We start from the raw sequence: 25022 nt of genomic DNA on the forward strand, positions 1-25022 counted from the left end.
ACTGCCAGTCACAGTAATCATATTACTATTGCTATCTTACCAGATTTGATACACTCAACACAAGCCCCATTTCCAGTAATAGAAATAAAACTGATGTACCTCCATAACTGATAAAAGGAAGCGTGATTCCCGTATTCGGAATGCTGTTGGTCACAACCGCAATATTTAGGATTACTTGTATCATCATATGTGCCATCGCTCCGGTAACGATTAATGCTCCAAGCAAATCTTTTGCATTTATCGCAATAATAAAAAAACGCCAGATTAAAACAAGAAATAAAATAATAATCGTACCAGCTCCAAACAACCCCAGTTCTTCACATATAATCGAAAATATCATGTCATTTTGTGCCTCTGGCAAGAATCCAAGCTTTTGAACACTTTGACCAATTCCCCTTCCAAACAACCCGCCTGAACCAATCGCATAAAGTCCTTGTAATGTCTGATATCCTTTTTCGTATTGCTCCGGATTTCTCCATATTGCCAGCCTTTCCAGACGATAACTTTCCAGTGCCAAAAATATTGCCATAAATCCGATTCCAAGAATCCCCATCCAAATAAACTGTATATACTTTGGACTTGCAACAAAAATAAGTACTACAGCAATACCTAATATAATAATCGCTGTACTTAAATTACTTGCTCCCACCAATGCTGTAATCGGAAGCACCGGAAGCATCAGACGCAGCATTGAACGCCAATTATCTACACACTTCTTTTGTCCTGATATCAGACATGCCAGAAACAAAATAATCGCTACTTTTGAAAATTCCGATGGTTGAAAAGAAAGCGGGCCCAAAGAAAGCCATCTTTTGGACCCGTTATATTCTTCTCCCACAAGCATCACCAATACTGACAATATAATTGATACCAGATATCCCAGATTTACAAATGGAATCCACTTATGATAATCAATCTTTGCTACAATTAACATTCCAATCACACCTAAGACTGTAGCAGCACCTTGTTTTTTCACATAATAATATGCATCTTGAAACTTATTCTGTCCGTTATAAGCACTCGTACTGTATAACAATACAAGCCCTGCTCCAATCAGCATGACCAAAACGATCAGTAGCACATAATCTAGATTCACTCTCTTCTCCGGGCGTTTCAAGGAACTTCACTCCTTATAATTCATTTACCAGCTCTTTGAATTTATCGCCTCGTTCTTCATAACACTTAAACATTCCCCAGCTTGCACATGCCGGTGATAAGAGAACCGCATCTCCCGGCTCTGCATATTTCACACATGTTGCCACTGCTTCTTCAAATGTATCTACAAGAATTGTATCTGTAAAGCCTAATTTCTTTGCGGTTGCATCAATCTTTTCTCTTGTTGCACCAAGTAATACAAGTTTTTTTACTTTTCCGTCAAAAGCATTGATCCACTCATCGTATGACGAGTCTTTGTCATATCCGCCTCCGATCAGAAGCGTTGGACGATTCATTGCCTGAATTCCTTTGATTGCCGCATCCGGATTCGTTCCTTTGGAATCATTATAATAAGCTACACCATTCTTCTCTGCTACAAATTCAATTCGATGAGCTACGCCTTTGAAAGACTTAATCATCTCTCGAACCAGGTCCACAGGCACACCGTATGCAATTGCCATCGCAGCTGCTGCCATAATATTTTCATAATTATGTGTTCCCAGAAGCTGAAGTTCCTTCACATTACAGATTGTTACTGCAACATCTGTATCGTAACTATATACAATATCGCCATCATCAAGATAAATACCTCTATCTAATATACGCTGACTACTGAAATATAGAACCTTCGCTTTAATCTCTTCCCCGAATTTTCTTGTCACTTCATCTTCGTAATTTAATACACACACATCATCTGCTGTCTGATTTCTGCAAATATTCTTCTTTGCTTCAATATAAGCTTCCATTGTATGATGACGGTTCAAATGATCTGGAGTAATGTTCAATATTGCACTGACCTTCGGACGAAATGTATGTATTGTTTCCAGCTGAAAACTACTCATCTCTGCTACTGCCACAGAATCCTCTGTCATATCCAGTGCTACTTCTGTATATGGATTTCCAATATTTCCCACTACATATACATGTTCCTGATATTTCTTCATTATCTCCCCAAGTAATGTAGTTGTAGTTGTCTTTCCGTTTGTTCCTGTGATTGCGAGCACCTCACCTTTTCCATATACATAAGCAAGTTCAATCTCGCCCCAGATTGGAATACCCATTTCCCGCATCTGGTTCACAACTTCAAGATCTGTTGGCACTCCCGGACTCATCACAGTAAGTACAAGACTTTCCATCACCTCTTTGGAAAGTTCCCCTAATATAACCTTTACATCGCCGGTCAAAGTTACTCCATGCTCTTCATCATGTAAAATATTTTCTTTGATGGTTTCTGCATCAAGCTTCTCATTTCCATCATATAAGATTACATCAGCACCTTCTCTCAAAAGCAGACGACTTGCTGCTATTCCACTGATTCCAGAACCAAACACCAATACATTTTTATCTCTTATGTCCATCTTTATACCCCCATAAGTGCAATCAAACATAATATTGCCGTAATAATAGAAAATACAGCAACAACTCTCGTCTCTGACCATCCACACAATTCAAAATGATGATGTATCGGAGCCATTTTAAAAATTCGTTTTCCACCTGTCTTTTTAAAATATGTGACCTGAATAATGACAGAAGCCACTTCCACCAGATAGATTAAACCAACAATAATAATAAACAACGGCATCTGCATCATATATGCAGCACCTGCCACAAATCCACCCAATGCAAGTGAACCTGTATCTCCCATAAATACGCTTGCCGGATATACATTAAACAATAAAAATCCAAGTAAAGCACCTACTACCGCGCAAGTAATCGGTTCAATTCCGCTCTTTGTTCCAACTGCAACAACTGTAAAAAATGTTGCAACTAATACAGTTACACTAGATGCTAATCCATCCAGCCCATCTGTAAAGTTTGTTCCGTTTACAGTTCCGATTACCGCAATAAATAAAAGCGGAACAGCAAGCCATCCAATATCCAGATATTTTCCACCCGAAAATGGAATCAGCATTGTAAGCGGAATCTTCGCAATCTTTACTACATAATAAGCAAATATTGCTGTCACTACAATCTGCAATGCCATCTTCTGCTTTGGAAACAATCCATCTGAACGTTTCATAACTACTTTTAAATAATCATCAAGAAAACCTATCAGACCGAAACCAACTGTCAAAAACAATACCGGGATAATCTTCGGATAATCTTTTACATAGAACAGTGAAGTGATCACTACACTTCCTAATATCATAACGCCACCCATCGTCGGCGTTCCTGCTTTTTTCAAATGTGACTGAACTCCGTCAACACGTTCTGTCTGCCCCATCTTTAATCTTCGCAAAAACGGGATTACAAATGGTCCCATGATCACACTTAATGCGAATGATATTAACACTGGAATTACTACATGATTTGCCATACTCACACCTCTTCATCTCTTTGGTTCAGCGAGAAATTTCTCTTTTGTAATTCTCGCCATATCTTATATAGTATAACTCATAGTCTTTGGATTTTCAACCTCACCAGATTATGGACAGCATTTTTGCATTTTATTTTTCCTGTTTTTCCAAATATGGAAGAACATTATCATAAATATCTCTTAGTACCGGAGCCGCAATTGTACCTCCATAATAAATCCCCTTTGGATTATATATAATCACCATTCCAATCACTTTCGGATCATTTGCCGGGGCAAATCCCACAAATGAAGAGATATATTTATTTGAGCTTCGCGGAAGAGTCTGGGAAGTCGCAGTCTTTCCTCCTATGCGATATCCTTCCAAATATGCATTATGTCCGGACCCTTCTGAAACAACACTTTCCAGCAGCATTTTCATAGTTTCTGAAGTTTCTTTTGATACTATTTCCTTTTGCTTTTGATATGTCAGTGTTTTTATTACCTTTCCATCTGAATTATAAACTTTCTTTCCTAAGTGAGGCGTAATACGAGTTCCACCATTTATAATTGAACTTATTGTTGTAAGTAATTGTATCGGTGTGATTTGAAATGATTGTCCGAATGTCATCGTCGCCAGTTCTACTAATCCAATATCTTCTTTTTTATGCATGATTGTTCCTGCTTCTCCCGGCAAATCTACATTTGTCAACTTTAACAGCCCAAACTTTTGAAAATAATCATAAAATTTATCAGCACCTAATCGCAAACCTATTTCCATAAATACCGGATTACATGAATTCTGAATTCCTTGTGTAAATGTTTCCAGACCATGTCCTCCCACTTTGTGGCATCTGATTTTTCTATCCTCCACTATTTTGTACCCCGGACACGAAAAGGTATCATTCACTGTTACAACACCTTCTTCCAGACATGCTGCTGAAGTAATTACCTTAAAAGTTGAGCCAGGCTCATAGGTATCATTAATACACCGATTTCTCCACATTTGATTTAATAAATCTTGCCTTTTTTCATCTGTAAGCTCACTTGTATCAATCTTTGGAGACAATGTAAACGGGTCATTCAAATTAAATTCCGGGACATTTGCCATCGCATAAATCTCTCCATTTTGAGGATCCATCAAAATAATTGCCACCGCATCGGCTTCTTTTTCTTCCATTACTTTCCCTGCCGCCTGCTCACAGTAGGATTGTATATTATAATCCATCGTAATTTCTAATGTATTCCCCGATTTCGGCTCCTTGCGGTCTTCCGCCACTCCTTCCAGATCTATTCCCCTTGCATCTGTCATTGTGAGAATCATCCCATTAATTCCTTTTAGATATTCTTCATATTTCACTTCAAGTCCGATAATTCCCTGATTATCACCGCCTGTAAACCCCAGTACTTGCGATGCCAGTTCTCCATATGGATAATACCGTTTAAAATCCTCATCCACTTTCACTCCGTCTAAACCCAGATTGCGTATTCTGTCTCCAACATCTTTCTCTACATTTGTTTTTATTTTTTCCATAGAAGAAATTTTCTCTACTCTTTTTCGGACATATGCTTCTTCCAGACCTAACTCTTTTGAAAGCATTTGTATTGTCTGTTCCTTATTTTTTATCTGATTATGTATCACCGATATTGTACAAACTGTTTTATTTGTTGCAAGAACCACCCCGTTCCGGTCTAAAATCTCTCCTCTAGCAGCTTTGATCTTACGTTCTCTTTCATGTAATTCTTTTGCTCTTTTCTGATAATATTCTGCATCAAATATCATCAAAAAAATCATTCGGCCAAGCAATGCTATGATCATAATAACAGCCGCGAAAAAAACAATCATTATTTTTTTCTTATTATAAGTACGATTTTTCATAAAAAAACCTTACAAAAGACAGTTTATATAAAATATTATGTCTTCTGTAAGGTTATGCTTCTTCGTTCACATCTCGTAAGCGAATATATTTTATTCTGTATAATAGCCCGAAGTCCAATCTGTAAAATCCGGGGTATATGTGTCATCTATATATGCACCATCCCAATTGCTGTAGGTGTCTGTATACGATGCATCATAATCTGTATACTCATAATCCGAATAATCCCCTGTTTCCTCATCGCTATTTGTTACATCTGATGAATCTTCTGTTTCCTGAGCCGAAGCAGGATCATATCCTTCTACTGTTGTAATGTTTAAATACGGGAATGCCTGTGACATGATTTTTTTTGCCAGCCCAAGCACAAGGGAACTGTCATCCTGTGCCGCAGTATTTGGCTCATCAATCACCACATATACCACTACTTCCGGATTATCCAGCGGGGCACATCCAATAAAGGATAATACATACTTTCCATTGTTACGCGGAAGCTTCTCTGCAGTACCTGTCTTTGCCCCAATATTATATCCTTCCACTTCTGCCGTTTTACCCGTACCATAATCCATAACAGCTTTCAAATACGTCTTTACCTGTTCTGACGTTTGCTCTGAAATAGTCTTTCGAAGTAAAACCGGGTTCTTCGTTTCTATGACTTTTCCATTTTCATCCTGAATTTGTTTTACAATATGTGGCTCGTAGTAATTACCGCCATTTACCAGAGATGAAAACGCTGTTATCACCTGCGTCATTGTAACATTAAAACTCTGTCCAAATGAACTGGTCGCAAGATCAGTATCCCCCATATTATCTTTGGTAAATAATAATCCTGCTGTCGAAGCCTCTCCCGGAAGATCAATTCCGGTATATTCCCCAAAGCCGAAAATATGCTGATATCGAATAAAGTCTTCAACACCTATCGATTCGGCAATTTCCATCAGTGCAACGTTACAGGAATTCGCTACAGCATCAGTAATTGTCTCTGTTCCATGTCCGGAAGTAAGATGACAACGGATATCCCAGTCTCCTACATGCAGATATCCTCCACACACATAAGTTTCATCCCCTTTAATTGCTCCTGTATCCAGGCCTGTTGCCACTGTAAATGGTTTGATCGTCGAGCCTGGTTCAAATGCATCACTAACGCAAAAATTACGCCACAATTCATTCATCGCGTCAAGCTGCTCATCCTCTGTTTTTGCATTCCAGTCTTCCGTCGAATAAATAGCAGACAAATCTCTTGGCTTATTTAAATCAAAATTCGGATACGAAGCCTCTGCAAGAATTTCTCCGGTATTTGGATTCATAATCATCACTGCAGTATTCTTACTTCCCAACTCATCTTCACGTTCTTCACCGGTATGTTCTTCATTAAATTCTTTAATGCACTGCTCTACAATGCTCTGTAATGTCACATCAATCGTCGAAACAACCGTGTTTCCATTTTTTGCATCTTTTACAGTTCTCTCTAATGATGCATTATCAGAAAAATAACCATACTCTCTTCCATTCAATCCATTTAAAACATCATTATATGCACTTTCAATCCCCAGTGCTCCAATATTATCTACTGTAGAAAAGCCAATCACATCACTCGCCAATGTAGCATATGGATAATTACGCTTATAATCGTCCTCAAGCCAGATTCCTTTTACATTTGGATAGTTTTCTGTATCTTCCTCAATTGCCTTAAATTCCTGTGCTTTTTCATAAGTTACATTTTCTGCAAGTATCTGGTATCTGCTATCCGGGTTATCAGAAATAATTTGATCTACATCCCCTTCATTTATCCCAAAACAATCCGATAATACTTTCTTTGTAGGATTGATATATTCTTCTTTGGAAGTCATTACATAAACATCGAGTATTACATTATATACTCTCTCGCTTGTCGCAATCTTAGTTCCGTTTCGATCGACAATATCTCCTCGTTTATATGGAATTACCCTGCTGTCATATGTCTGCTGATCCAAAACAATTTTTGTAAATTTGCTTCCTTTTGAAGCATTGATATATGTAATTTTTGCTATAAGAACAACAAAAGCCAGTATAACTGCCATAAATAGCATTACCAGCTTCTTTTGCATTCTTTTTGGAAATTTTCTTGTTAAAAATTGATAATTGTTTTTTTTATTCTTTTTGACTGCCATCTTCTTACCTTATTCTGACACATCTTTTGATTTTGCTAACACACCATCTTTTGGTATATCACTATACTGCGTTACACTATCACTCTCTGGACCTGTATATTCCACCACGCTCCCCTGGGCTGCATATACCATTCCAAATTCGTTGATTGCTTTATCGCGAACCTCTTCCAGATTCACAGCATCTTCTGCACTTCGGTAAGCTGTATCATTTTCTTCTGTCAGATTTGAAAGTTTTTCTTGTAATGCCGTAATATTTTCCGAACGACTTACAACCTCTGCCTGCAACTGCAAAAACATAACACTGATACATACTGCAAAAATTGCTGCTCCTGTCAGAAAGACAGCATATACAGGACTTATACTCTGTGCACGTTTTCGATTTTTACGCACCTGACGACTAGCTTTCGCACTCTGCTTTTTCGGCTTTTCTATCTGCTTTGGCACTGTTTCCGGCTGCAAAGCTGCACTTCCATAGACATACATTCTTCTGTGCTGTCCAGCATAATATTCTGCTTTACTATACGTCTTCATACGTCCTATATCTGCCATTGCTTTTTGCCTTTCTCTTTCACCAGGCTCTCCCCTCCTGATGAAATTCTATTTGATATACTCCCTTTATTTTGCTAACAGCGTTCAAAAATACGTAATTTTGCACTTTTAGAACGGCTGTTATACTCTAATTCTTCTTCACTTGGAAGAATTGGTTTCCTTGTAATGACCTTTCCTTTTGAAACATTTCCACATACACATACCGGAAAATGCGATGGACATATGCAAGGATTTTCATTTTTTCGAAATGCACTTTTCACAATTCTGTCTTCCAAAGAATGAAATGTGATAATGCATATTCTTCCGCCAGGATTAAGCATCTCGATCATATCATCAAGCGATTCCCTTAAAACATCCAATTCTCTGTTTAACTCAATACGAATTGCCTGAAATGTTCTCTTTGATGGGTGTCCTGCTGTCTTTTGAAATTTCATTGGGATTGCATGACGAATAATCTCGTTAAGCTGTCCCGTTGTCTCAATCGGTGCTTTTTGACGCTCTATTACGATATGCTTTGCAATATTTTTCGCAAACTTGTCCTCTCCATAGTCACGAATCACCCTGAAAAGATCTGCTTCGCTATACGTATTCACGATTTCTCGTGCTGTCAGCTGCTGTCTTTGATCCATTCGCATATCTAACGGAGCATCTACTCGATAAGAAAATCCTCTTTCTGCAGTATCCAGCTGATATGACGATACTCCCAAATCGATCACAATACCATCAACTTTATCTACACCAATTTCATGAAGCCGTGACTTCATCTCACAATAATTGCTTCTTATTATTGTAACCTTCTCCCCAAAGTCACGTAATCTTTCGCTTGCAGCTTCTATCGCTGCTGCATCTTGATCTATACCTATAAATCTCCCCTGTTCGTTCAGACGACTGCAAACTTCAAATGCATGTCCACCTCCGCCTAACGTTCCGTCTACATAGATCCCGTCTGGTTTAATTGCCAGACCATCTACTGTTTCTTCAAGTAATACTGATTTGTGTTTAAATGCCATATCTTCCTCCATCTTTTCGCATCATGTTACCAGCTCTTATGATCACCGTTCGTCATAACCGTACAAACACGCTCCTGACTCACTACCACTCATTATATCCTGATTCCAATTGCTTCCATTCGTTCTGCAATTGCATCCAGATCTTCTTCGCTGACCATACTGCGTTCTTCCCAAAGTCCTTTATCCCAGATTTCCACACGATCTTGAACTCCCACAAGGACAATGTCCTTTTCAAGATGTGCTGCTTTTCTGAGTGACGGCGGTACTAAAACTCTCCCTTGTTTATCGAAACTGCCCTCTGAAGCACTTCCAAAGAAATATCTCTTGAATATTCTGGCATCCTTATTCATCCGTGGTAAGGTTTCCAGTTCTGCTACAAATTTGTTCCACTCATCTTGAGAGTACACAAATAAACAGCCTTCCAGTCCATTGCAGATTACAAAGCTATCGCCCAAATCTTCACGTAACTTGGCTGGTATAATCAATCGGCCTTTTTCATCTATGCTGTGATTAAACTCTCCTAGTAACATTAAGAACTCCTTTTTAGAATTTATGGGCTCCACTTTTCTCCCACTTTATTCCACAATTCACCACTTCCTACCACTTAGAACCATTGTAAACCACTTCCCACCCTTTTTCAACCCCTTATTTTGTGAAAAAAATTAGAACTAAAAAAATGTCCACTGAACCTTTTTGTCGTATACACGACAACAAAAAAAGAGACAGAAAAGATTTTTTTCTTCTCTGTCTCTTCTTTACTTCTTATCTTACTGAGAAATTGTTGATAAATAACTGTTAATCGCATCATAATTAACCGAAGCAACTTCTCTTTCCTGCTTTGACTCATATGTATCATATGCAGAATATCCTAACCATCCGACTAATGCCAAGCCTGCCAGCGACAATACACATGTTCTTACAACACCCATAACCCTCTGTTTGCGGATATTCTTTTTTCTATTTGCTTTTTCCTGTTTATATCGATCTACTTTCTCCTGACTCATATAAACCTTCCTTTCATCTATTAAATCGCAACGATGATTCCACCATCATTTGCATACATAGAACTTATTCCGGCTGTATCCACGATGATGCTCTTCTTTACTTCCATCTTTTCTAATAATATTTTTTCAAAATCTTTTGCTCTCTGTTCACAATTACAATGTGAAATTGCCAGCACTTTTTCTCTTGCATTCTCTGTTTCCTGTTCAACATAATCTGCCATCTTAACTAATGCCTTCTTCATTCCGCGAGCTTTCGCTTTCTGACAAATCGTACCTTCCGGTGTTGATCCCATAACCGGTTTTATGTTCAACGCGCCTGCAACCAGTGATTTGATTCCTGTTAATCTTCCATTCTTACGAAGTGTATCCAGATTCTCCAGTACAAAATAAGTATGCTGCCCTTCTATATAAGCTTCTACTGTATCGATCACTGTCTGAAAATCCATCCCGGCCTCTTCGCACTCCTGAATCTTTAATGCGATCAATGTTTCACCTATGGATGCTGAACGAGAATTAAATACATAGATGTCTTTTTCTCCATACTCTTCAAAGTACAAATTCCTTCCTAACTGAGCACTGTTATAAGAACCACTGAGCTCTGCCGATAATGTAACTACATAAATATGATCTGCATCACAATTATACTTCGCCAGATATTGCTCCGGTGAAGGACAAGAAGACTTTGGGCTTTCCGGACATTCAGCAACTTTCTTTAAAAAATCTGCCTGATCAAATGTCTCATCATCTATAATATGATCTTCTCCCACCTGCATAGTCAATGCAGCTGATACGAACATTCCGCTCTGTTTCATCTCATCTGTCAGTTCTCCGCAACTGTCAACAATCACTCTATAACTCATTGTAGTTCCTCCCAAATCACACTGTGTGTGATAAATTTCTATCACATGTAGTTTTTAATACTACATTATAATATATCATACTTTTAAGTGATTGAAAAGAGCTTTTTCATTCCATTTTGTGAAATTTTGTGAAACCTATCTTATTGCTTCAATTTAATTTTACGAGATATTCCAAGTGCAATTCCCATCTCTGTCATAAGAAACAAAATCGACGTACCTCCATAACTGATAAATGGTAATGTAACTCCCGTTGTCGGCATCATATTGGTCACTACGGCAATATTTAAAATAACCTGAAGCGAAATATGTGCAAAGATTCCGCTTGCAACTAATGAGCCATAGAGATCCGGTGCATTCTTTGCAATAAACATCAACCGATATAAAAGTAGCCCAAACAGTACGAGAACGACAATTACGCCGAACACCCCCAGCTCCTCGCATACGATTGTCAGAATCATATCATTTTGCACTTCTGGGATTACCCCCAGCTTTTGCGTACTATTTCCAAGACCTTTTCCAAAAAATCCACCGGAGCCAATTGCATACAATCCCTGCATTACCTGAAATCCACCTTCATCTGCATGATTTTCCGGATCAAGCCAGGTGATTATTCGTCTCAGACGGAAGTTTTCACTACTTGAAATATTTGCCGAAAGATATGAAAGTCCAACCACAACAACTACAGCTCCTGCAGCAATCAGCTTCAAAAATGGTTTTATCTTAGGATGTGCAACAAATATTAATATCCCTGTAATCCCCGCAACAATAATCGCTGTACTTAAGTTATCTGTCAGAACCATTACACCACCTGCTGCAACTGCTCCAACTGCACAAACTCGTTCAATCCCTTTCTTTGACTGAATCTTAGGACCCAGCCTGCAGATTTCATAAGGGATTAACAAAATAACTGCAATTTTGGCAATTTCTGATGGCTGTAATGTCATCTTGCCGGGAAGCTGAAGCCATCTTCTTGATCCATATGCTTCAACTCCCAGCGGTGTTTTTACCAGCAGCATCAAAAACAAGGAAATATAATAAATCTGCCAGGAAAAAGCACCATACACATGATAGTCTAGTTTTGATACAAACAACATAAATGCAAAACTAACCACGCTTATTATTGCCTGCTTTGAAAAATAGAACATATCATTTCCAAAATCCGCATTTGCACTATATGCACTTGTACTATAAAGCATCACCAGCCCAAAACACATTAAGAAAACCAAAATCATTAATAAATCATAGTCAAAATATTGCGGATTCTGAACAAATAATTTAGACCACTGAAATCTTTTCTTATTTGGTCTTACAGTTCCATTCTCCATATCAACATCCCCTGTTTATTCAAATCATCTTGCTGCCATTTCCGGATGAACCGGTTTGCCATGTTCAAAATATCTGTCATACCATACAAGGAAAATATAAACTGTCCAGATTTTTCTGCTATTGTCTGTTTTTTCATTTTTATTCTTTCCATTCTTATGGTCATCTAACATTTTGATCAGAAGTTCTGTATTAAAGAATTTGTTTGCTGCTTCTGACTGAAACATCTCTTTTACTCGGTTATAATACTTATCCTCTTTTAGCCAGACACGCGTTGGAATTGGGAATCCCAGTTTTTTCTTCTCTGCCGTCTTACTGCGAATCACTTTTTCAGCTGCTCCTCGCAGTGCTACTTTTGTCTTTGGTGCACGTACTTTATAATCTAACGGCAATGTTTCTGCAAGCTCCAGTACTTTTTTATCCAAAAACGGAACACGGACCTCCAAAGAATTTGCCATCCCCATCTTATCACCTTTCATCAAAATATCATGGACCAGCCAAAGATGCATATCAACATACTGCATTTTTGTCACCGGGTCTTTTCCCTGTACACGTTCATACAATGGTTTTGTCACTTTTTGAATCTGAGGTTCACAGCCCTTCTTTAGAATTTTATTAGCTTCACGTTCTGTAAAAATATTCGTTGCATTTGCAAAATAACGCTCTTCCAAGGTTTTTCCATGGCGCATTAAAAAGCCTCTTCCCTTTGTTCCTCTAGGCAGGCAGTACTCTGCAAATTTGCCAAGTGCTCTTCGAATCGGCATTGGAATCTTATTAAAGCTTGTATGTTCCAATGGTTCACAATAAATATTATAACCGCCAAACAGCTCGTCTGACCCTTCTCCCGAAAGCACAACCTTTACTTTTTTCGAAGCTTCCTCACTCAAGAAATATAATGCAATTGCTGCCGGATCTGCTACCGGCTCATCCATATAATACTGAATATCAGATAATTTATCCCAATATTCTTCCGGACTGATCACTTTTGCATCGTTTTGCATATTAATACTTGCAGCAAATTCTTTTGCATCCTGAATCTCGCTGTATTTTCCTTCATCGAAACCAACTGTAAATGTACGGTCAACCTGACCTAAATAGGTTAAATAACTGGAGTCTACACCACTTGAAAGATAGGAAGCAACTTCTACATCACTGATTTTATGCATCTCTACAGATTCTTTCATCACTGCTTCAATATCATCTACGATTTCTTCAAATGATTTTGTCGTATCTCCTGTAAAATTCGGTTCAAAATAACGTGTAATCTCCATCTTTTCATTTTCATAAGTAAAGTAATGTCCCGGCTGTAAGCAGAAAACACCTTTAAAAAATGTCTCATTTGTCGGAACAAACTGAAATGACAAGTAATTTCCAAGTGCATCTTCATTAAAAATCTTATCAAATTTCGGATGCTCCATAAAAGATTTAATTTCTGAGCCAAACATCAATGTTCCATTCATCTGTGCATAATACATTGGTTTAATCCCAAAAATATCTCTTGCCCCAAATAGTTTTTTTGTTTTTGTATCCCAGATTACAAACGCATACATACCTCTCAGACGTTCTACCAGGCTTTCTCCCCATTCTTCATAGCCATGTATCAATGTCTCGGAATCTGTATTCGACACAAATACATGTCCTGCTTCCACTAATTCTTTTCTCAGTTCCTGATAATTGTAGATTTCCCCATTAAATACAAGTACCTTACTTCTGTCTTCGTTATATAATGGCTGGTCGCCAACTTCAGAAAGGTCGATAATACTCAGACGTCGAAACCCCAGCGCCGCATCTTCATCCACATATTTTCCTTCGCTGTCCGGTCCTCTGTGAATAATCGTATTCATCATATTTTCCAGAACCTCTTCACGATTTTCAACCTCTCCTACAAATCCTGCAAATCCACACATATAGTCTTTGTCTCCTTTTGTTGTATCCTGTTTGCTCGTTGTTCTTATTATTTTTACATATAATTCGTTCCTTATTATAGCTTTTTTTCTATCTAAAAACAACTTTTTTCTTTTTATGCCCTTATCTTCATTTCTTTTCACAAAACTTTTCATGAAAAAGGATACATTTTCTCCATGCAATAGGAAATTGTCTGTTCCACACTCAATCCATTTTCTATCGGTCTTTGTATAATAACTAATTTTGTGCCTGTTTTTTGCGCTGCTTCAATCTTTTCATCAAAGCCACCTGCTTTTCCCGATTCTTTTGTCACCAGATATGCTGCTTCTGTATAATGAATCAAAGCAATATTCATTTCTGTTGAAAATGGTCCCTGCATGGCGATTAAATGTCTGCCTTCAAATCCTAGTTTGGCCGCATCTGTCATAGAATTTTTTGTTGAAAGCACACGCGCATAACATCTGTCTTGATAATCCTTAAGCTGAGTATATTTTTGAAGTTCTTTTCCACCTGTCGTAATTAATATGTTTCCTTTCGTCTCCTGCAAATAAGAAACTGCTTTATCGACATTCTCTACCCAGACACAATTTTCATTTTCAAATGCTTCGTTTTCCGTTTCTCTGACACAACGGATATATTTTATTTTTCCATTCTCGCATGCTTTCTGTATATTTTCTGTCACCACTCTTGCAAATGGATGGGTTGCATCGATCACAATATCTATCTTATATAGATTTAAAAATTCCTGAATTTCTTCACTATCCATTCTCCCTGCTATAATCTCAGCTTCGGACTGTTCTTCTGCACACACTTTTCCATACTCAGTTGCAACGCTGACATAAACCTTTGCCGGCAGTCTGCATACTGCTTTTGCGATTTGATTTCCTTCTGTTGTTCCGGAAAATATCAAAATCCTGCACATTTCCATTTCTTCTTTATCGTTCTTATCCACGCCAAAACCTGTTCTTTCTTAAAATAAAACTTCCATCTTTTTCTGTACAATAGCTACCGTCATACTATCCAATTTCAGTTTATCTAATATCATCTTTCCATCCGGGCAACAATATTTTGCAGCTCTCTCACATACATTATCAACACCGGTAACCGATGCCACAAATTCTGAACTGCTACTGACACACTCTACTTTTTTCAGTTCTTCTGCTGAATATGTCAAAAATGGAATTTGATAGTTCTCCGACAGTTTTTGTATCGCCGGTTCTTCCTTCTTTAGATCAATACTTGCAAATGCTAAAATTTCAGCTAAATCAATTTGAACTTGTGCTAATGCAGACTGAAGTCCTTTTTCTAATTTTATATAAGATATGTTTTTTCTGCACCCAAGACCTATAATATATGTTTTCGCAAGCAAATATAATCTATTCGATTTTTGATTTTCTTCTTTTTTTTGAGCTGTCACAATAATTCCATATTCAAATTTATCCAATTCTCTTTCTGATTCACAACACACGACTTCTTTCGGCACTTTCCCTTTATAACCAAGTTCACTGTAAAATCCTATCTTTTTTTCTTCTAAAACAGCTGCCGAAATTTCTTTTGCCAGTTTTCTGTCTGTAATTTGCAGTCTGTTTTTCTTTGCAAACACATCTACTGCAAATTTCTTCTGTACATCTGTCGCTGTCGTAATAACCGGCCTTGCACCCATACAATTTTCTATCATGTGTGCAAGTGCTATTCCCCCTCCGACATGACCGGATAGAACTGGTATGCAATGCTGTGCTTTTTCATCCATCACCAACACTGCAGAATCCGAATATTTATCTTTCACCCACGGAGCGATCAAACGTACTGCAATCCCTATTGCACCAATAAAAATAAAATCTTCTTTCCCCCATTTTTTTCCAATCCATAAGGACAAATATTCTGGCATGGGTTCTAAATCACACTCCACAGAAAAACGTTTTATTGTATATCCAATGCAATCATACTCTTGTTCTGTTAAATAACTACACAGCTCTTTATTTTTTTGACTTCCTTTTTTTGTAAAACTTAATACGTTAATTTTCTTATCCATCTCTGTATATATTCTGAAAATCCTCCTTCTGCATACCATATGCAAAAGGAGGGTTTATTGTAAACATTCTATATTTTACTTACTTTATAAACATCGCATCCCCAAACGAGAAAAAACGATATCTGTCTTTTACTGCTTCTTCATAAGCTGCCATCACATGTTCTTTTCCTGCAAGTGCAGACACCAACATAATCAATGTTGATTCTGGAAGATGGAAATTTGTAATCAGGCAATCTAACATTTTAAATTTATATCCCGGATAAATAAATATTTCTGTCCATCCACTGCATGGTTTCAAATGACCGGTTTCATCTGCTGCTGACTCAATCGTACGACAGCTTGTTGTTCCTACACAAATAACGCGCCCTGCTCCATCTTTGGCACGATTAATTTTTTCAGCTGCTTCTTCATCTACCTGATAAAATTCAGAATGCATATGATGTTCTGTGACATCTTCTACTTTTACCGGACGGAATGTTCCAAGCCCAACATGTAAAGTCACACGTGCAATATCAACACCTTTTTTCTGAATTGCATCTAAAAGTTCTGGTGTGAAATGCAATCCTGCAGTCGGAGCTGCTGCGGACCCCTCGTTTTTTGCGTATACAGTATTATAGCGATTACGATCCTGCAACTGATGTGTGATATATGGTGGCAGCGGCATCTCGCCAAGCTGATCCAGAACCTCTTCAAAAATTCCTTCATAATGGAATTTTATCAGTCGGTTTCCTTCCTCTACCACTTCAATAACTTCTCCAATCAGCAATCCGTTACCAAAGCTCACCTGTGCTCCGACTTTCATCTTTTTACCAGGTTTTACAAGTGTCTCCCAAACGTCTTTTTCTTTACGTTTTAATAAGAGTACTTCTATCTTTGCTCCTGTACCAATCTTTTCACCGATCAGTCTAGCCGGAATTACCTTTGTATCATTGATCACGAGACAATCTCCCGGATTCAGATAATCAATAATTTCTTTAAATATATGATGCTCTGTCTTACCTGTTTCTTTATCTAATATAAGCAGGCGAGAACTAGAACGATCCTCCAGAGGATCCTGAGCAATCAGTTCCTCTGGCAGATCATAATAAAAATCACTTGTTTTCAATGACTTGTCCCTTCTCTTTCTTATTTACGAAGTTCAATTCCCATTTCTTCCAATGCTTTTAAGATCTTATTCATCGCTGTTGTAATATCAGCCTCTTCCAAAGTCTTATCTTTTGCACGGAACACAATTGAATATGCAACAGACTTAAATCCTTCTTTAATCTGAGCCCCTTCATACAAATCAAACAAAGCAAAGCTCTCCAGATAATTTCCACCTTTTTTTGCAATAATATCTTCAATCTGTCCAACCAAAATTTCTTTTGGTACTACCATACTCAAATCACGGGAAACTGCAGGATATTTTGCAATGCCTGTATATTTTCTGTCAAATGTTGCATATTCCAGAACAACCGGCATATCAATCACTGCGACATATGCTCTTTCTCCGATTCCATAAGTATCAGCAACATCCGGGTGAACTTCTCCTAAATATCCAACCACTTTTCCATCATACAAGATGTTTGCCTGTCTTCCTGGATGCAGATAAGTTTTTCCTGCATTTGGATCGTAGCTTTCACGTCCCTTCATTCCAATCTTCTCAAAGAACTCTTCTACAACGCCTTTCATATTGAAGAAATCTCCGTCTCCATACATTCCAAGAGTGAACTGCATTCTTTCATCTGGAAGTTCTGTAACCGGAAGAGCTTTAGGAAGATAGACATTTCCAAGTTCATACAGACGAACATTTTTATTTCTTCTGTTATAGTTTGTAGCAAGTGAAGTTAACATTCCGTTAAGAGATGTTGTTCTCATAATGCTATAATCTTCTCCCAATGGATTCATAATCTCAATTGCCTGGCGCAATGGTGAATCTGCCGGAAGTAATAATTTATCAAACACCTTTGGACTTTCAAATGAATATGACATTCCCTGGCTAAATCCACAGAATTCTGCAATATCTCTTGCAACCTGTTCTACTCTCAGTTTAAATGTCAGCTTACCTGTTGTTGCCTCTCCATTTGGAAGTGTTGTAGGAATGTTATCATATCCATAAAATCTTGCCACTTCTTCTGCAAGGTCTGCAAGACGGAATAAATCATGACGGAATGTAGGTGCGATCACTTCGTTTGTATCTGCATCATATTCCAAATCAATTTTCTCAAAATATGCCAGCATATCTTCTTTTGAAATGTCTGTTCCTAACATTCTGTTGATTTTATTTGCATCAAATGGTACACGAACAGGTTCTTTCTTCTTACTGTATACGTCAACTGTTCCGCCTACAACTTCTCCTGCTCCCAGTTCTTCAATCAGCTGACATGCACGGTCAATTGCCGCTTTTGCATTGTTTGGATCCAGTCCTTTTTCAAATTTTCCTGAAGCATCTGTACGAAGTCCGACTCTCTTGCTTGATTTACGAATATTTACTCCATCAAAACATGCCGCTTCGAAAAGCATTGTCTTTACATCATCTGTGATCATTGAGTTTTCTCCACCCATGATACCTGCAATGCCTACTGCCTTCTCGCCGTCGCAAATCATAAGAACATCTTTATCCATCTGACGCTCCTGTCCGTCTAATGTAACAAACTTCTGTCCGTCTTCTGCATTTTTCACAACGATCTCATGACCTGCAAGTGTATCAAGGTCATATGCATGCATCGGCTGGCCATACTCTTCCATCACATAGTTTGTGATATCTACAAGGTTATTAATCGGACGGATTCCAACTGATGCAAGTCTTCTCTGCATCCATTCCGGAGATGGTCCGATCTTAATATTTTTTACAACTCTTGCACAATAACGAGAACAGAGCTCTGTGTTTTCTACAGTTACTTTTACATAATCATTAACATCTTCCTGATTGCCTGTCTCTGTTACGACCGGTGGCTTAAATTCTTTATTAAATGTTGCTGCCACTTCTCTTGCGATACCTACAACACTATAGCAATCCACTCGATTTGATGTGATTTCATACTCAAATACAACATCATGAAGTCCCAGCACTTCTACTGCATCCGCCCCAACTTCTACATCATCTTTGAAAATATATATACCATTTTCCGGAGCTTCTGGATACATGTCTTTTGTAGAACCAAGCTCCTCGATTGAACACATCATACCGAAGCTTTCTACTCCACGAAGTTTTCCTTTTTTAATCTTAATTCCGCCCTCTACTCTTTGTCCAGGCTCGTGACCGCCTGCAACACGTCCTCCATCAAGAACTACCGGTACCTTTGCACCTTCAAATACATTATGGGCACCTGTTACAATCTGAACCTGTTCTGTTCCTACATTTACCTGGCAGATTATCAGTTTATCTGCATCTGGATGCTTTTCAATCTTATCAATCTGACCTACAACAATTTTAGCCAAATCTGCATCTAATTCTTCAAATCCCTCTACCTTTGTTCCTGATAAAGTCATTGCGTCTGTATATTCCTGCGCTGTGACATCCAAATCTGGCACATACGCTTTAATCCATGATAATGAAGTATTCATGTTTTAAATCTCCTTTTTATTATTTCATTATTCGCTTATTGTTCTGTTCGCCAAAAACAATTTTCCTCTTTATTTATGTTTGTTTTACCTGCCAACTAGAATTGTTTCAAGAAACGAATATCATTTTCATATAATAATCTCATGTCATCAATCTCGTATTTCAATAATGCGATACGTTCCAGACCTACACCAAAAGCAAATCCATTGTATTCTTCCGGATCAATTCCGCACATTTCCAGTACGTGTGGATGAACCATTCCACATCCGAGAATCTCAATCCATCCAGATCCTTTACAGAAACGGCATCCTTTTCCACCGCATTTAAAACAGCTCACATCCACCTCTGCACTTGGCTCTGTAAATGGGAAATGATGTGGACGGAATTTTGTCTTTGTATCTGGTCCGAATAATTCTTTTGCAAATACTTCCAGAGTACCTTTTAAATCTGCAAATGAAACATTTTTATCGATTACAAGGCCTTCAATCTGATGGAAGGATGGAGAGTGGGTTGCATCTACTTCATCAGAACGGAATACCCTTCCAGGTGCGATCATACGGATTGGAAGTTTTCCCTGTTCCATCACTCGTGCCTGTACCGGAGATGTCTGTGTGCGAAGCACGATATCTTTATTAATATAGAATGTATCCTGTTCATCTTTTGCAGGATGATCTGCCGGAATATTCAATTTTTCAAAATTGTACAAATCGTACTCTACTTCTGGCCCTTCAACTACTTCATATCCCATTCCTACGAAAATTCTTTCTACTTCTTCCAATGCGATTGTGTTCGGATGTCTATGTCCTACACTATTTTTCTTAGATGGAAGTGTAACATCGATTACTTCTGCTTTCAACTTTTCCTCACGGATTGCTTTTTCCATCTTTGTTTTTGTCTCTTCCATAATCTGCTCGATTGCAGCTCTTGTCTCATTGACAAGCTGACCAACTTTTGGACGTTCTTCTGGAGCAACATCCTTCATACCTTTCAATACAGCTGTTAACTCACCTTTTTTCCCAAGGAATTTAACACGCACATCATTTAATTTTTCTGGAGCATCAGAAGCCTGAATTGCTTCAATTGCTTCTTTTCTGATCTGTTCCAATCTTTCTTTCATCATTTTTCTCCTTTCAAATGAAAAAAGCTCCATCCCCAAAAAGGGACGAAGCTTATATTTTACTCGCGGTACCACCCTGTTTCCCAAAGTTATAACTTTTGGACACTCTGTTTGTGTAACGTACAACTTACGGTGTTCTCTACTTTATTTTTCAAAAACACAGCTAACGTGGGAAATTCAATTACTATCTGAACTCAAGAAAATTTTCAGCCGATGATTTTCTCTCTCTGGTAGAAGATAGCTCTCTACTGTACACGGTCTTCGCTTTTATGTTCATTTTATTTTTCAAAATCACCCTTATATTTTATCATATTCATACTGTTTGTCAAGTTTGATTTTCTGATGATTCCTCTTCTTTCTCATGTGCAAACATCTTAATTGCCCTTTGTAACAGGGCGTTTACTTCTCCTCCAAGCAAAATTACATACATACACATATAGAGCCAGAGCATAATTAAAATAATCATTGTAAGACTTCCATACATTGTTGTAAATCCGGTAAATATATCAAGATAAATAGAAAATATAAACGAAATCACTTGCCATGCACAAGCTGTAAATATTGCTCCTGGCAATTGTTTCTTCATTGTTGTTTTCCCTATATTCTTTCTGTTTGGCAAATATTTATATACCATATCCCAGAATAATGTAAGAATACCTAATGTAATCAGAGTTCTGCTTCGAATAACCGTATCAATTAATCTGACTAGCACCGGAAAATGCTGATTTAACATAATCGCAATCCGATTACCAAACACAGATAAAGCAAGTGACAAAATAATTGCCACCAAAAATATCACTGTATACAATGATGCTCTGATTCGCAAATATACATAATTACGTGTTTCTCTGCTTTCATATACACAGTTCAGTCCATTTGTAATTGACAGTACTCCTCTCCCTGCCGACCATAACGCCACTAAAACTGTGATTGGAATGATTGTGCCAGACTGGCTGTACACCTGATCCACTATAGATTCAATCAGTCCTTCTACTGTCGTTGGAAATGCCTGCAGTACAGCATTCATAATATAATCCTTTGTTAATGAGGTAAACTGTACCATCGTTAACAATAACAAAATGATTGGAATCATGGATAAGACGAAAAAATAAGCTGCCTGAGCAGCATAAGCTCCTGTATGATGTGAGCTCACCACATCCATAACACGAAGCGCATATCCTTTTATTCGATTAAATTTTTCTTTCATATACTTCCTCATCTATCATTACATTTTATTGTAACAACTCTAAATCTCCTCGCAGCTATGTATTTTTAATCCACACCGCATTCAGTTTTAATAGAATAGCATACCCAATAAAAATATTCAAGTATATCATTTCAAGGACTGTTTTGTAGCTCTTTGCCAGATTTTGTGCCTTAAAAACGGGTTCAGTCAGCATGACCAAACCCGTTTTTGTTATATTTAATATAGAAATAAATTTTTATTTATCGGTTATTGATTGCCGTAATCAATGCATCGATTGATGCATGGATAATATCTGGATTCACTCCTGCTCCCCATGCAAGTTTGCCACTTGGAGTCTGGATTCCTACATAAGCAATTGCCTGTGAACTTGAGCTTTGTTCCAGAGCATGTTCTTGGTAAGTTACCAATGAGAAATCTAAATTATAAGCTTTCTTTAAAGCATTACTTACTGCATCCAATCGACCATTTCCTGTCGCTTCTGTTGTAATTGTTTTTCCTTCATATGTAGAAGTAACCTGAGTTGTAATTCCATCTTTCTGTTGGAAATGTACTTCATTTATGCTGTATGGTGATGTGATATTTTCAAATTTTTCTTTAAATAATTCAAAGATTTCTTCCGGCTGCAGTTCAGCATGCTTGTGGTCCGAAACACTCTTCGTTGCATAACTCATTGCTTCACGCATCTTTGGTGGAAGGTTAAGGCCAAATCGAGTTTCCAGAATATAGCCAACACCGCCTTTACCAGACTGACTGTTGATTCGTATAACATCCGCATCATAACTCCTTCCGACATCAGTAGGATCGATTGGAAGATATGGAACTGTCCAATGATTTGGATCTTTTTCGTCAATCCACTTCATTCCTTTTGCGATTGCATCTTGATGTGAACCAGAAAATGCGGCAAACACCAATGCTCCACTATAAGGACTTCTTTCCCCTACTGTCATACCTGTATATTCTTCGTACTGTTCTACGATTCCCGGCATATCAGAAAAATCAAGTTCCGGATTAACGCCCTGTGCATACATATTCATTGCAACTGTAATAATATCCACATTACCTGTACGCTCACCATTTCCAAACAATGTACCTTCCACACGGTCTGCACCTGCTAAAAGTCCAAGCTCTGTATCTGCGACTCCGCAACCTCTGTCGTTATGTGCATGCTGAGAAAGAATTACATTCTCTCTGTATTTCAAATTCTTTGACATGTATTCCACCTGACTTGCGTAAACATGTGGCAAAGATAATTGTACTGTTACCGGAATATTGATGATTGCTTTTCTTTCCGGTGTCGGCTGCCATACATCCAGCACTGCATTACATACTTCTACTGCATAATCCATCTCTGTACCTGTAAAGCTCTCTGGACTATACTCAAAATAAAGATCCTGCCCTGCTTCATCTGCCAGTCTTTTTAATAATGCAGCTCCATCAATTGCAATCTGTTTTACTTCTTCTTTTGACTTGCGGAATACTTGCTCTCTTTGTGCATAAGATGTTGAATTGTATACATGTACAATTGCTTTTTTTGCACCTTTGATTGCCTCAAATGTTTTCTTGATAATATGTTCTCTTGCCTGTGTCAACACCTGAATGGTTACATCATCCGGGATCAGATTCTGCTCAATCAAAGTACGGCAGAATTCATATTCTGTTTCAGATGCTGCCGGAAATCCGACTTCAATTTCTTTAAATCCAATCTTTACGAGTAATTTGAAGAATTCTACTTTCTGTTCAAGACTCATTGGAATCACCAATGCCTGATTGCCATCTCGTAAATCCACGCTACACCAGATTGGAGCTTTATCTACATATTCTTTTCTCGTCCAATCCAGACATTCAGTTGGCGGCATATAATACTGTCTTTTGTACTTATTGTGATTCATCATGATTCATTTCCTCCTCGTTTTACATACCATTATATTTTTTATGCAAAAGAAAAAGTCCTCCGTCTCGCAAAATATCTTTGCAAGAGACGAAAGACTGCTATTTATCAAGTCCTACGCGGTACCACTCTTATTCATGAATGTTACTTCATACACTTATCAGATACAGGCTTTGTATATTCATATACGAAGCGATATATCTACCCTAGATAACGGTTGGGTTCCGTCTGCGTCTACTCTCCTGAACTTCTCCGTTCAGAATTTGGGGCAGCCGCTCCGAGGCCAGTTCCATCTATTCTTTCAACTGCTTTTCACCAACCAGCAGCTCTCTGGATTCAGATATAAATGTAATAATCCTCTTCATAGCTTTTTTCTATTACATAGCACAAGGTTACCATTATCTGGTACTCTTGTCAATATTTTTTCTGAATTTTTATGCATTACTTATTCACCTAATATACAAAAAAGGCAGCCATTACTGACTGCCTCTTCTTTCGTATATCCCCAAAATGCCGTTCCCTGTCTTCTGACTCCTAGCTTCTGCTAGGTGGGCGTCCGCATCTGCTTTTCTGTCTTCCACTGCATAATGATGGCCTGACATATTACAGAGATTTGAGAGTCCCGTTTAAAGTAATGTAGGTTCAAAACAACAAGGTTATCGAACATCTCAGGTAATTTTTTCTCTGAGAGTATTATAACTCATTTACATACTTTTTACAACATCAAGATATTGGAAATTGTTGCAAATTATAACCACTTCAGATTAAAAATACTGTTTTTTTAATTTTGTAGTATAAACCAAAAAGCCAACAAGTACGATCAAGAATAAAATATTTGCAATTGTATCCACTATTCCAACTGGTTTGACAAATGAATTGATCATATCTATTACACCGTATATTGTTGTAACTATACCAAACACAAGTACTGACGGAAGTGCCTTTTCCAGAAATGCTTTTTTATTTTTACATTTTTTCGCAACATAAGCATTGCCTAACAGAAGGATCTCATTGATCTCGCCTGTTTTTTTCATTTTAATATATGCATATAATGTATATACACCACATCCTAATACGATCAGACTTACAAATCCAAATACGTCATTCATTT

General features: G+C 37.8%; 20 protein-coding genes, 1 other RNA gene and 2 other annotated features. All 21 genes read right to left on the reverse strand.

What is annotated here, in order from left to right; all coding sequences use genetic code 11:
• Nucleotides 1-31: 31 nt before the first annotated feature.
• The 21 genes from D8Q48_RS03550 to D8Q48_RS03650 all read right to left on the reverse strand — a co-directional run bounded on the left by D8Q48_RS03550 (nt 32) and on the right by D8Q48_RS03650 (nt 25020).
• Complete coding sequence (locus D8Q48_RS03550; protein ID WP_117989571.1) at nt 32-1117, reverse strand: putative peptidoglycan glycosyltransferase FtsW; 1086 nt, start codon at nt 1115-1117, stop codon at nt 32-34.
• Between the two features lie 13 nt (nt 1118-1130).
• A complete protein-coding gene (gene murD / locus D8Q48_RS03555; protein WP_121055450.1) occupies nt 1131-2513 on the reverse strand; it encodes a UDP-N-acetylmuramoyl-L-alanine--D-glutamate ligase in 1383 nt (460 codons plus the stop codon).
• Between the two features lie 2 nt (nt 2514-2515).
• On the reverse strand, nt 2516-3472 hold the full coding sequence (gene mraY, locus D8Q48_RS03560) for a phospho-N-acetylmuramoyl-pentapeptide-transferase (RefSeq protein ID WP_117989569.1): 957 nt from the start codon (nt 3470-3472) through the stop codon (nt 2516-2518).
• Nucleotides 3473-3602: 130 nt separating this feature from the next.
• Nucleotides 3603-5327: a penicillin-binding transpeptidase domain-containing protein gene (locus D8Q48_RS03565; protein ID WP_117989568.1), complete on the reverse strand. Its 1725-nt coding sequence runs from the start codon at nt 5325-5327 to the stop codon at nt 3603-3605.
• A 90-nt stretch (nt 5328-5417) separates the two neighbouring features.
• A complete protein-coding gene (locus tag D8Q48_RS03570; protein ID WP_121055452.1) occupies nt 5418-7472 on the reverse strand; it encodes a penicillin-binding transpeptidase domain-containing protein in 2055 nt (684 codons plus the stop codon).
• Between the two features lie 9 nt (nt 7473-7481).
• Nucleotides 7482-8021, reverse strand: coding sequence for a hypothetical protein (locus D8Q48_RS03575; RefSeq protein WP_117989566.1), 540 nt, complete (start codon nt 8019-8021; stop codon nt 7482-7484).
• A 74-nt stretch (nt 8022-8095) separates the two neighbouring features.
• Nucleotides 8096-9031, reverse strand: a complete 936-nt coding sequence (rsmH, locus tag D8Q48_RS03580) for a 16S rRNA (cytosine(1402)-N(4))-methyltransferase RsmH (protein WP_022076363.1) — start codon at nt 9029-9031, stop codon at nt 8096-8098.
• A gap of 92 nt (nt 9032-9123) precedes the next feature.
• Nucleotides 9124-9561 carry a division/cell wall cluster transcriptional repressor MraZ gene (gene mraZ / locus D8Q48_RS03585; protein ID WP_121055454.1) on the reverse strand — a complete coding sequence of 146 codons (438 nt, stop codon included), beginning with the start codon at nt 9559-9561 and terminating at the stop codon, nt 9124-9126.
• Nucleotides 9562-9798: 237 nt separating this feature from the next.
• Nucleotides 9799-10035, reverse strand: coding sequence for a hypothetical protein (locus D8Q48_RS03590; RefSeq protein WP_022076361.1), 237 nt, complete (start codon nt 10033-10035; stop codon nt 9799-9801).
• A gap of 20 nt (nt 10036-10055) precedes the next feature.
• Entirely contained in the window at nt 10056-10895 is an 840-nt protein-coding gene (locus D8Q48_RS03595; RefSeq protein WP_117989565.1) for a DegV family protein, read from the reverse strand.
• A gap of 140 nt (nt 10896-11035) precedes the next feature.
• Nucleotides 11036-12220: a putative peptidoglycan glycosyltransferase FtsW gene (locus tag D8Q48_RS03600; RefSeq protein ID WP_117989564.1), complete on the reverse strand. Its 1185-nt coding sequence runs from the start codon at nt 12218-12220 to the stop codon at nt 11036-11038.
• A gap of 24 nt (nt 12221-12244) precedes the next feature.
• Entirely contained in the window at nt 12245-14125 is a 1881-nt protein-coding gene (gene asnB, locus D8Q48_RS03605; RefSeq protein WP_117989710.1) for an asparagine synthase (glutamine-hydrolyzing), read from the reverse strand.
• 149 nt (nt 14126-14274) lie between these two features.
• Nucleotides 14275-15075, reverse strand: coding sequence for a precorrin-6A reductase (gene cobK / locus D8Q48_RS03610; protein WP_330514324.1), 801 nt, complete (start codon nt 15073-15075; stop codon nt 14275-14277).
• Between the two features lie 18 nt (nt 15076-15093).
• Nucleotides 15094-16155 carry a cobalamin biosynthesis protein gene (locus tag D8Q48_RS03615; RefSeq protein ID WP_172696953.1) on the reverse strand — a complete coding sequence of 354 codons (1062 nt, stop codon included), beginning with the start codon at nt 16153-16155 and terminating at the stop codon, nt 15094-15096.
• A 79-nt stretch (nt 16156-16234) separates the two neighbouring features.
• Nucleotides 16235-17260, reverse strand: coding sequence for a tRNA preQ1(34) S-adenosylmethionine ribosyltransferase-isomerase QueA (gene queA, locus D8Q48_RS03620; protein WP_118687637.1), 1026 nt, complete (start codon nt 17258-17260; stop codon nt 16235-16237).
• A gap of 20 nt (nt 17261-17280) precedes the next feature.
• The gene (gene pheT, locus D8Q48_RS03625; protein WP_121055458.1) at nt 17281-19701 is read right to left on the reverse strand and encodes a phenylalanine--tRNA ligase subunit beta; all 2421 of its coding nucleotides are present in this window, start codon (nt 19699-19701) and stop codon (nt 17281-17283) included.
• A gap of 95 nt (nt 19702-19796) precedes the next feature.
• Nucleotides 19797-20816 carry a phenylalanine--tRNA ligase subunit alpha gene (gene pheS / locus D8Q48_RS03630; RefSeq protein ID WP_022076353.1) on the reverse strand — a complete coding sequence of 340 codons (1020 nt, stop codon included), beginning with the start codon at nt 20814-20816 and terminating at the stop codon, nt 19797-19799.
• Nucleotides 20817-20854: 38 nt separating this feature from the next.
• Nucleotides 20855-21087, reverse strand: a binding site (T-box leader).
• A 54-nt stretch (nt 21088-21141) separates the two neighbouring features.
• Nucleotides 21142-22023: a YihY/virulence factor BrkB family protein gene (locus tag D8Q48_RS03635; RefSeq protein ID WP_243116211.1), complete on the reverse strand. Its 882-nt coding sequence runs from the start codon at nt 22021-22023 to the stop codon at nt 21142-21144.
• A 239-nt stretch (nt 22024-22262) separates the two neighbouring features.
• Complete coding sequence (locus D8Q48_RS03640; RefSeq protein ID WP_191855107.1) at nt 22263-23915, reverse strand: 2-isopropylmalate synthase; 1653 nt, start codon at nt 23913-23915, stop codon at nt 22263-22265.
• A 79-nt stretch (nt 23916-23994) separates the two neighbouring features.
• Nucleotides 23995-24285: a binding site (T-box leader), on the reverse strand.
• A gap of 124 nt (nt 24286-24409) precedes the next feature.
• A non-coding RNA gene (gene ssrS, locus D8Q48_RS03645) (6S RNA) lies at nt 24410-24589 on the reverse strand.
• A gap of 86 nt (nt 24590-24675) precedes the next feature.
• Nucleotides 24676-25020, reverse strand: a complete 345-nt coding sequence (locus D8Q48_RS03650) for a hypothetical protein (protein ID WP_118687640.1) — start codon at nt 25018-25020, stop codon at nt 24676-24678.
• Nucleotides 25021-25022: the final 2 nt, after the last annotated feature.

Source organism: Ruminococcus sp. B05, assembly GCF_003628495.1.
GTDB classification, from domain to species: Bacteria; Bacillota; Clostridia; order Lachnospirales; family Lachnospiraceae; genus Schaedlerella; species Schaedlerella hominis.

Excerpts from the sequence above, each read along its gene's own strand:
- D8Q48_RS03640 (WP_191855107.1), bottom strand. The coding sequence starts at position 23,915 with ATGATGAATCACAATAAGTACAAAAGACAGTATTATATGCCGCCAACT.
- mraZ (WP_121055454.1), bottom strand. The coding sequence starts at position 9,561 with ATGTTACTAGGAGAGTTTAATCACAGCATAGATGAAAAAGGCCGATTG.
- D8Q48_RS03590 (WP_022076361.1), bottom strand. The coding sequence starts at position 10,035 with ATGAGTCAGGAGAAAGTAGATCGATATAAACAGGAAAAAGCAAATAGA.
- asnB (WP_117989710.1), bottom strand. The coding sequence starts at position 14,125 with ATGTGTGGATTTGCAGGATTTGTAGGAGAGGTTGAAAATCGTGAAGAG.
- D8Q48_RS03600 (WP_117989564.1), bottom strand. The coding sequence starts at position 12,220 with ATGGAGAATGGAACTGTAAGACCAAATAAGAAAAGATTTCAGTGGTCT.
- D8Q48_RS03575 (WP_117989566.1), bottom strand. The coding sequence starts at position 8,021 with ATGGCAGATATAGGACGTATGAAGACGTATAGTAAAGCAGAATATTAT.
- D8Q48_RS03570 (WP_121055452.1), bottom strand. The coding sequence starts at position 7,472 with ATGGCAGTCAAAAAGAATAAAAAAAACAATTATCAATTTTTAACAAGA.
- D8Q48_RS03615 (WP_172696953.1), bottom strand. The coding sequence starts at position 16,155 with ATGGATAAGAAAATTAACGTATTAAGTTTTACAAAAAAAGGAAGTCAA.
- D8Q48_RS03635 (WP_243116211.1), bottom strand. The coding sequence starts at position 22,023 with ATGAAAGAAAAATTTAATCGAATAAAAGGATATGCGCTTCGTGTTATG.
- D8Q48_RS03595 (WP_117989565.1), bottom strand. The coding sequence starts at position 10,895 with ATGAGTTATAGAGTGATTGTTGACAGTTGCGGAGAACTGACAGATGAG.
- murD (WP_121055450.1), bottom strand. The coding sequence starts at position 2,513 with ATGGACATAAGAGATAAAAATGTATTGGTGTTTGGTTCTGGAATCAGT.
- pheT (WP_121055458.1), bottom strand. The coding sequence starts at position 19,701 with ATGAATACTTCATTATCATGGATTAAAGCGTATGTGCCAGATTTGGAT.
- rsmH (WP_022076363.1), bottom strand. The coding sequence starts at position 9,031 with ATGGCATTTAAACACAAATCAGTATTACTTGAAGAAACAGTAGATGGT.
- mraY (WP_117989569.1), bottom strand. The coding sequence starts at position 3,472 with ATGGCAAATCATGTAGTAATTCCAGTGTTAATATCATTCGCATTAAGT.
- pheS (WP_022076353.1), bottom strand. The coding sequence starts at position 20,816 with ATGAAAGAAAGATTGGAACAGATCAGAAAAGAAGCAATTGAAGCAATT.
- D8Q48_RS03565 (WP_117989568.1), bottom strand. The coding sequence starts at position 5,327 with ATGAAAAATCGTACTTATAATAAGAAAAAAATAATGATTGTTTTTTTC.
- D8Q48_RS03650 (WP_118687640.1), bottom strand. The coding sequence starts at position 25,020 with ATGAATGACGTATTTGGATTTGTAAGTCTGATCGTATTAGGATGTGGT.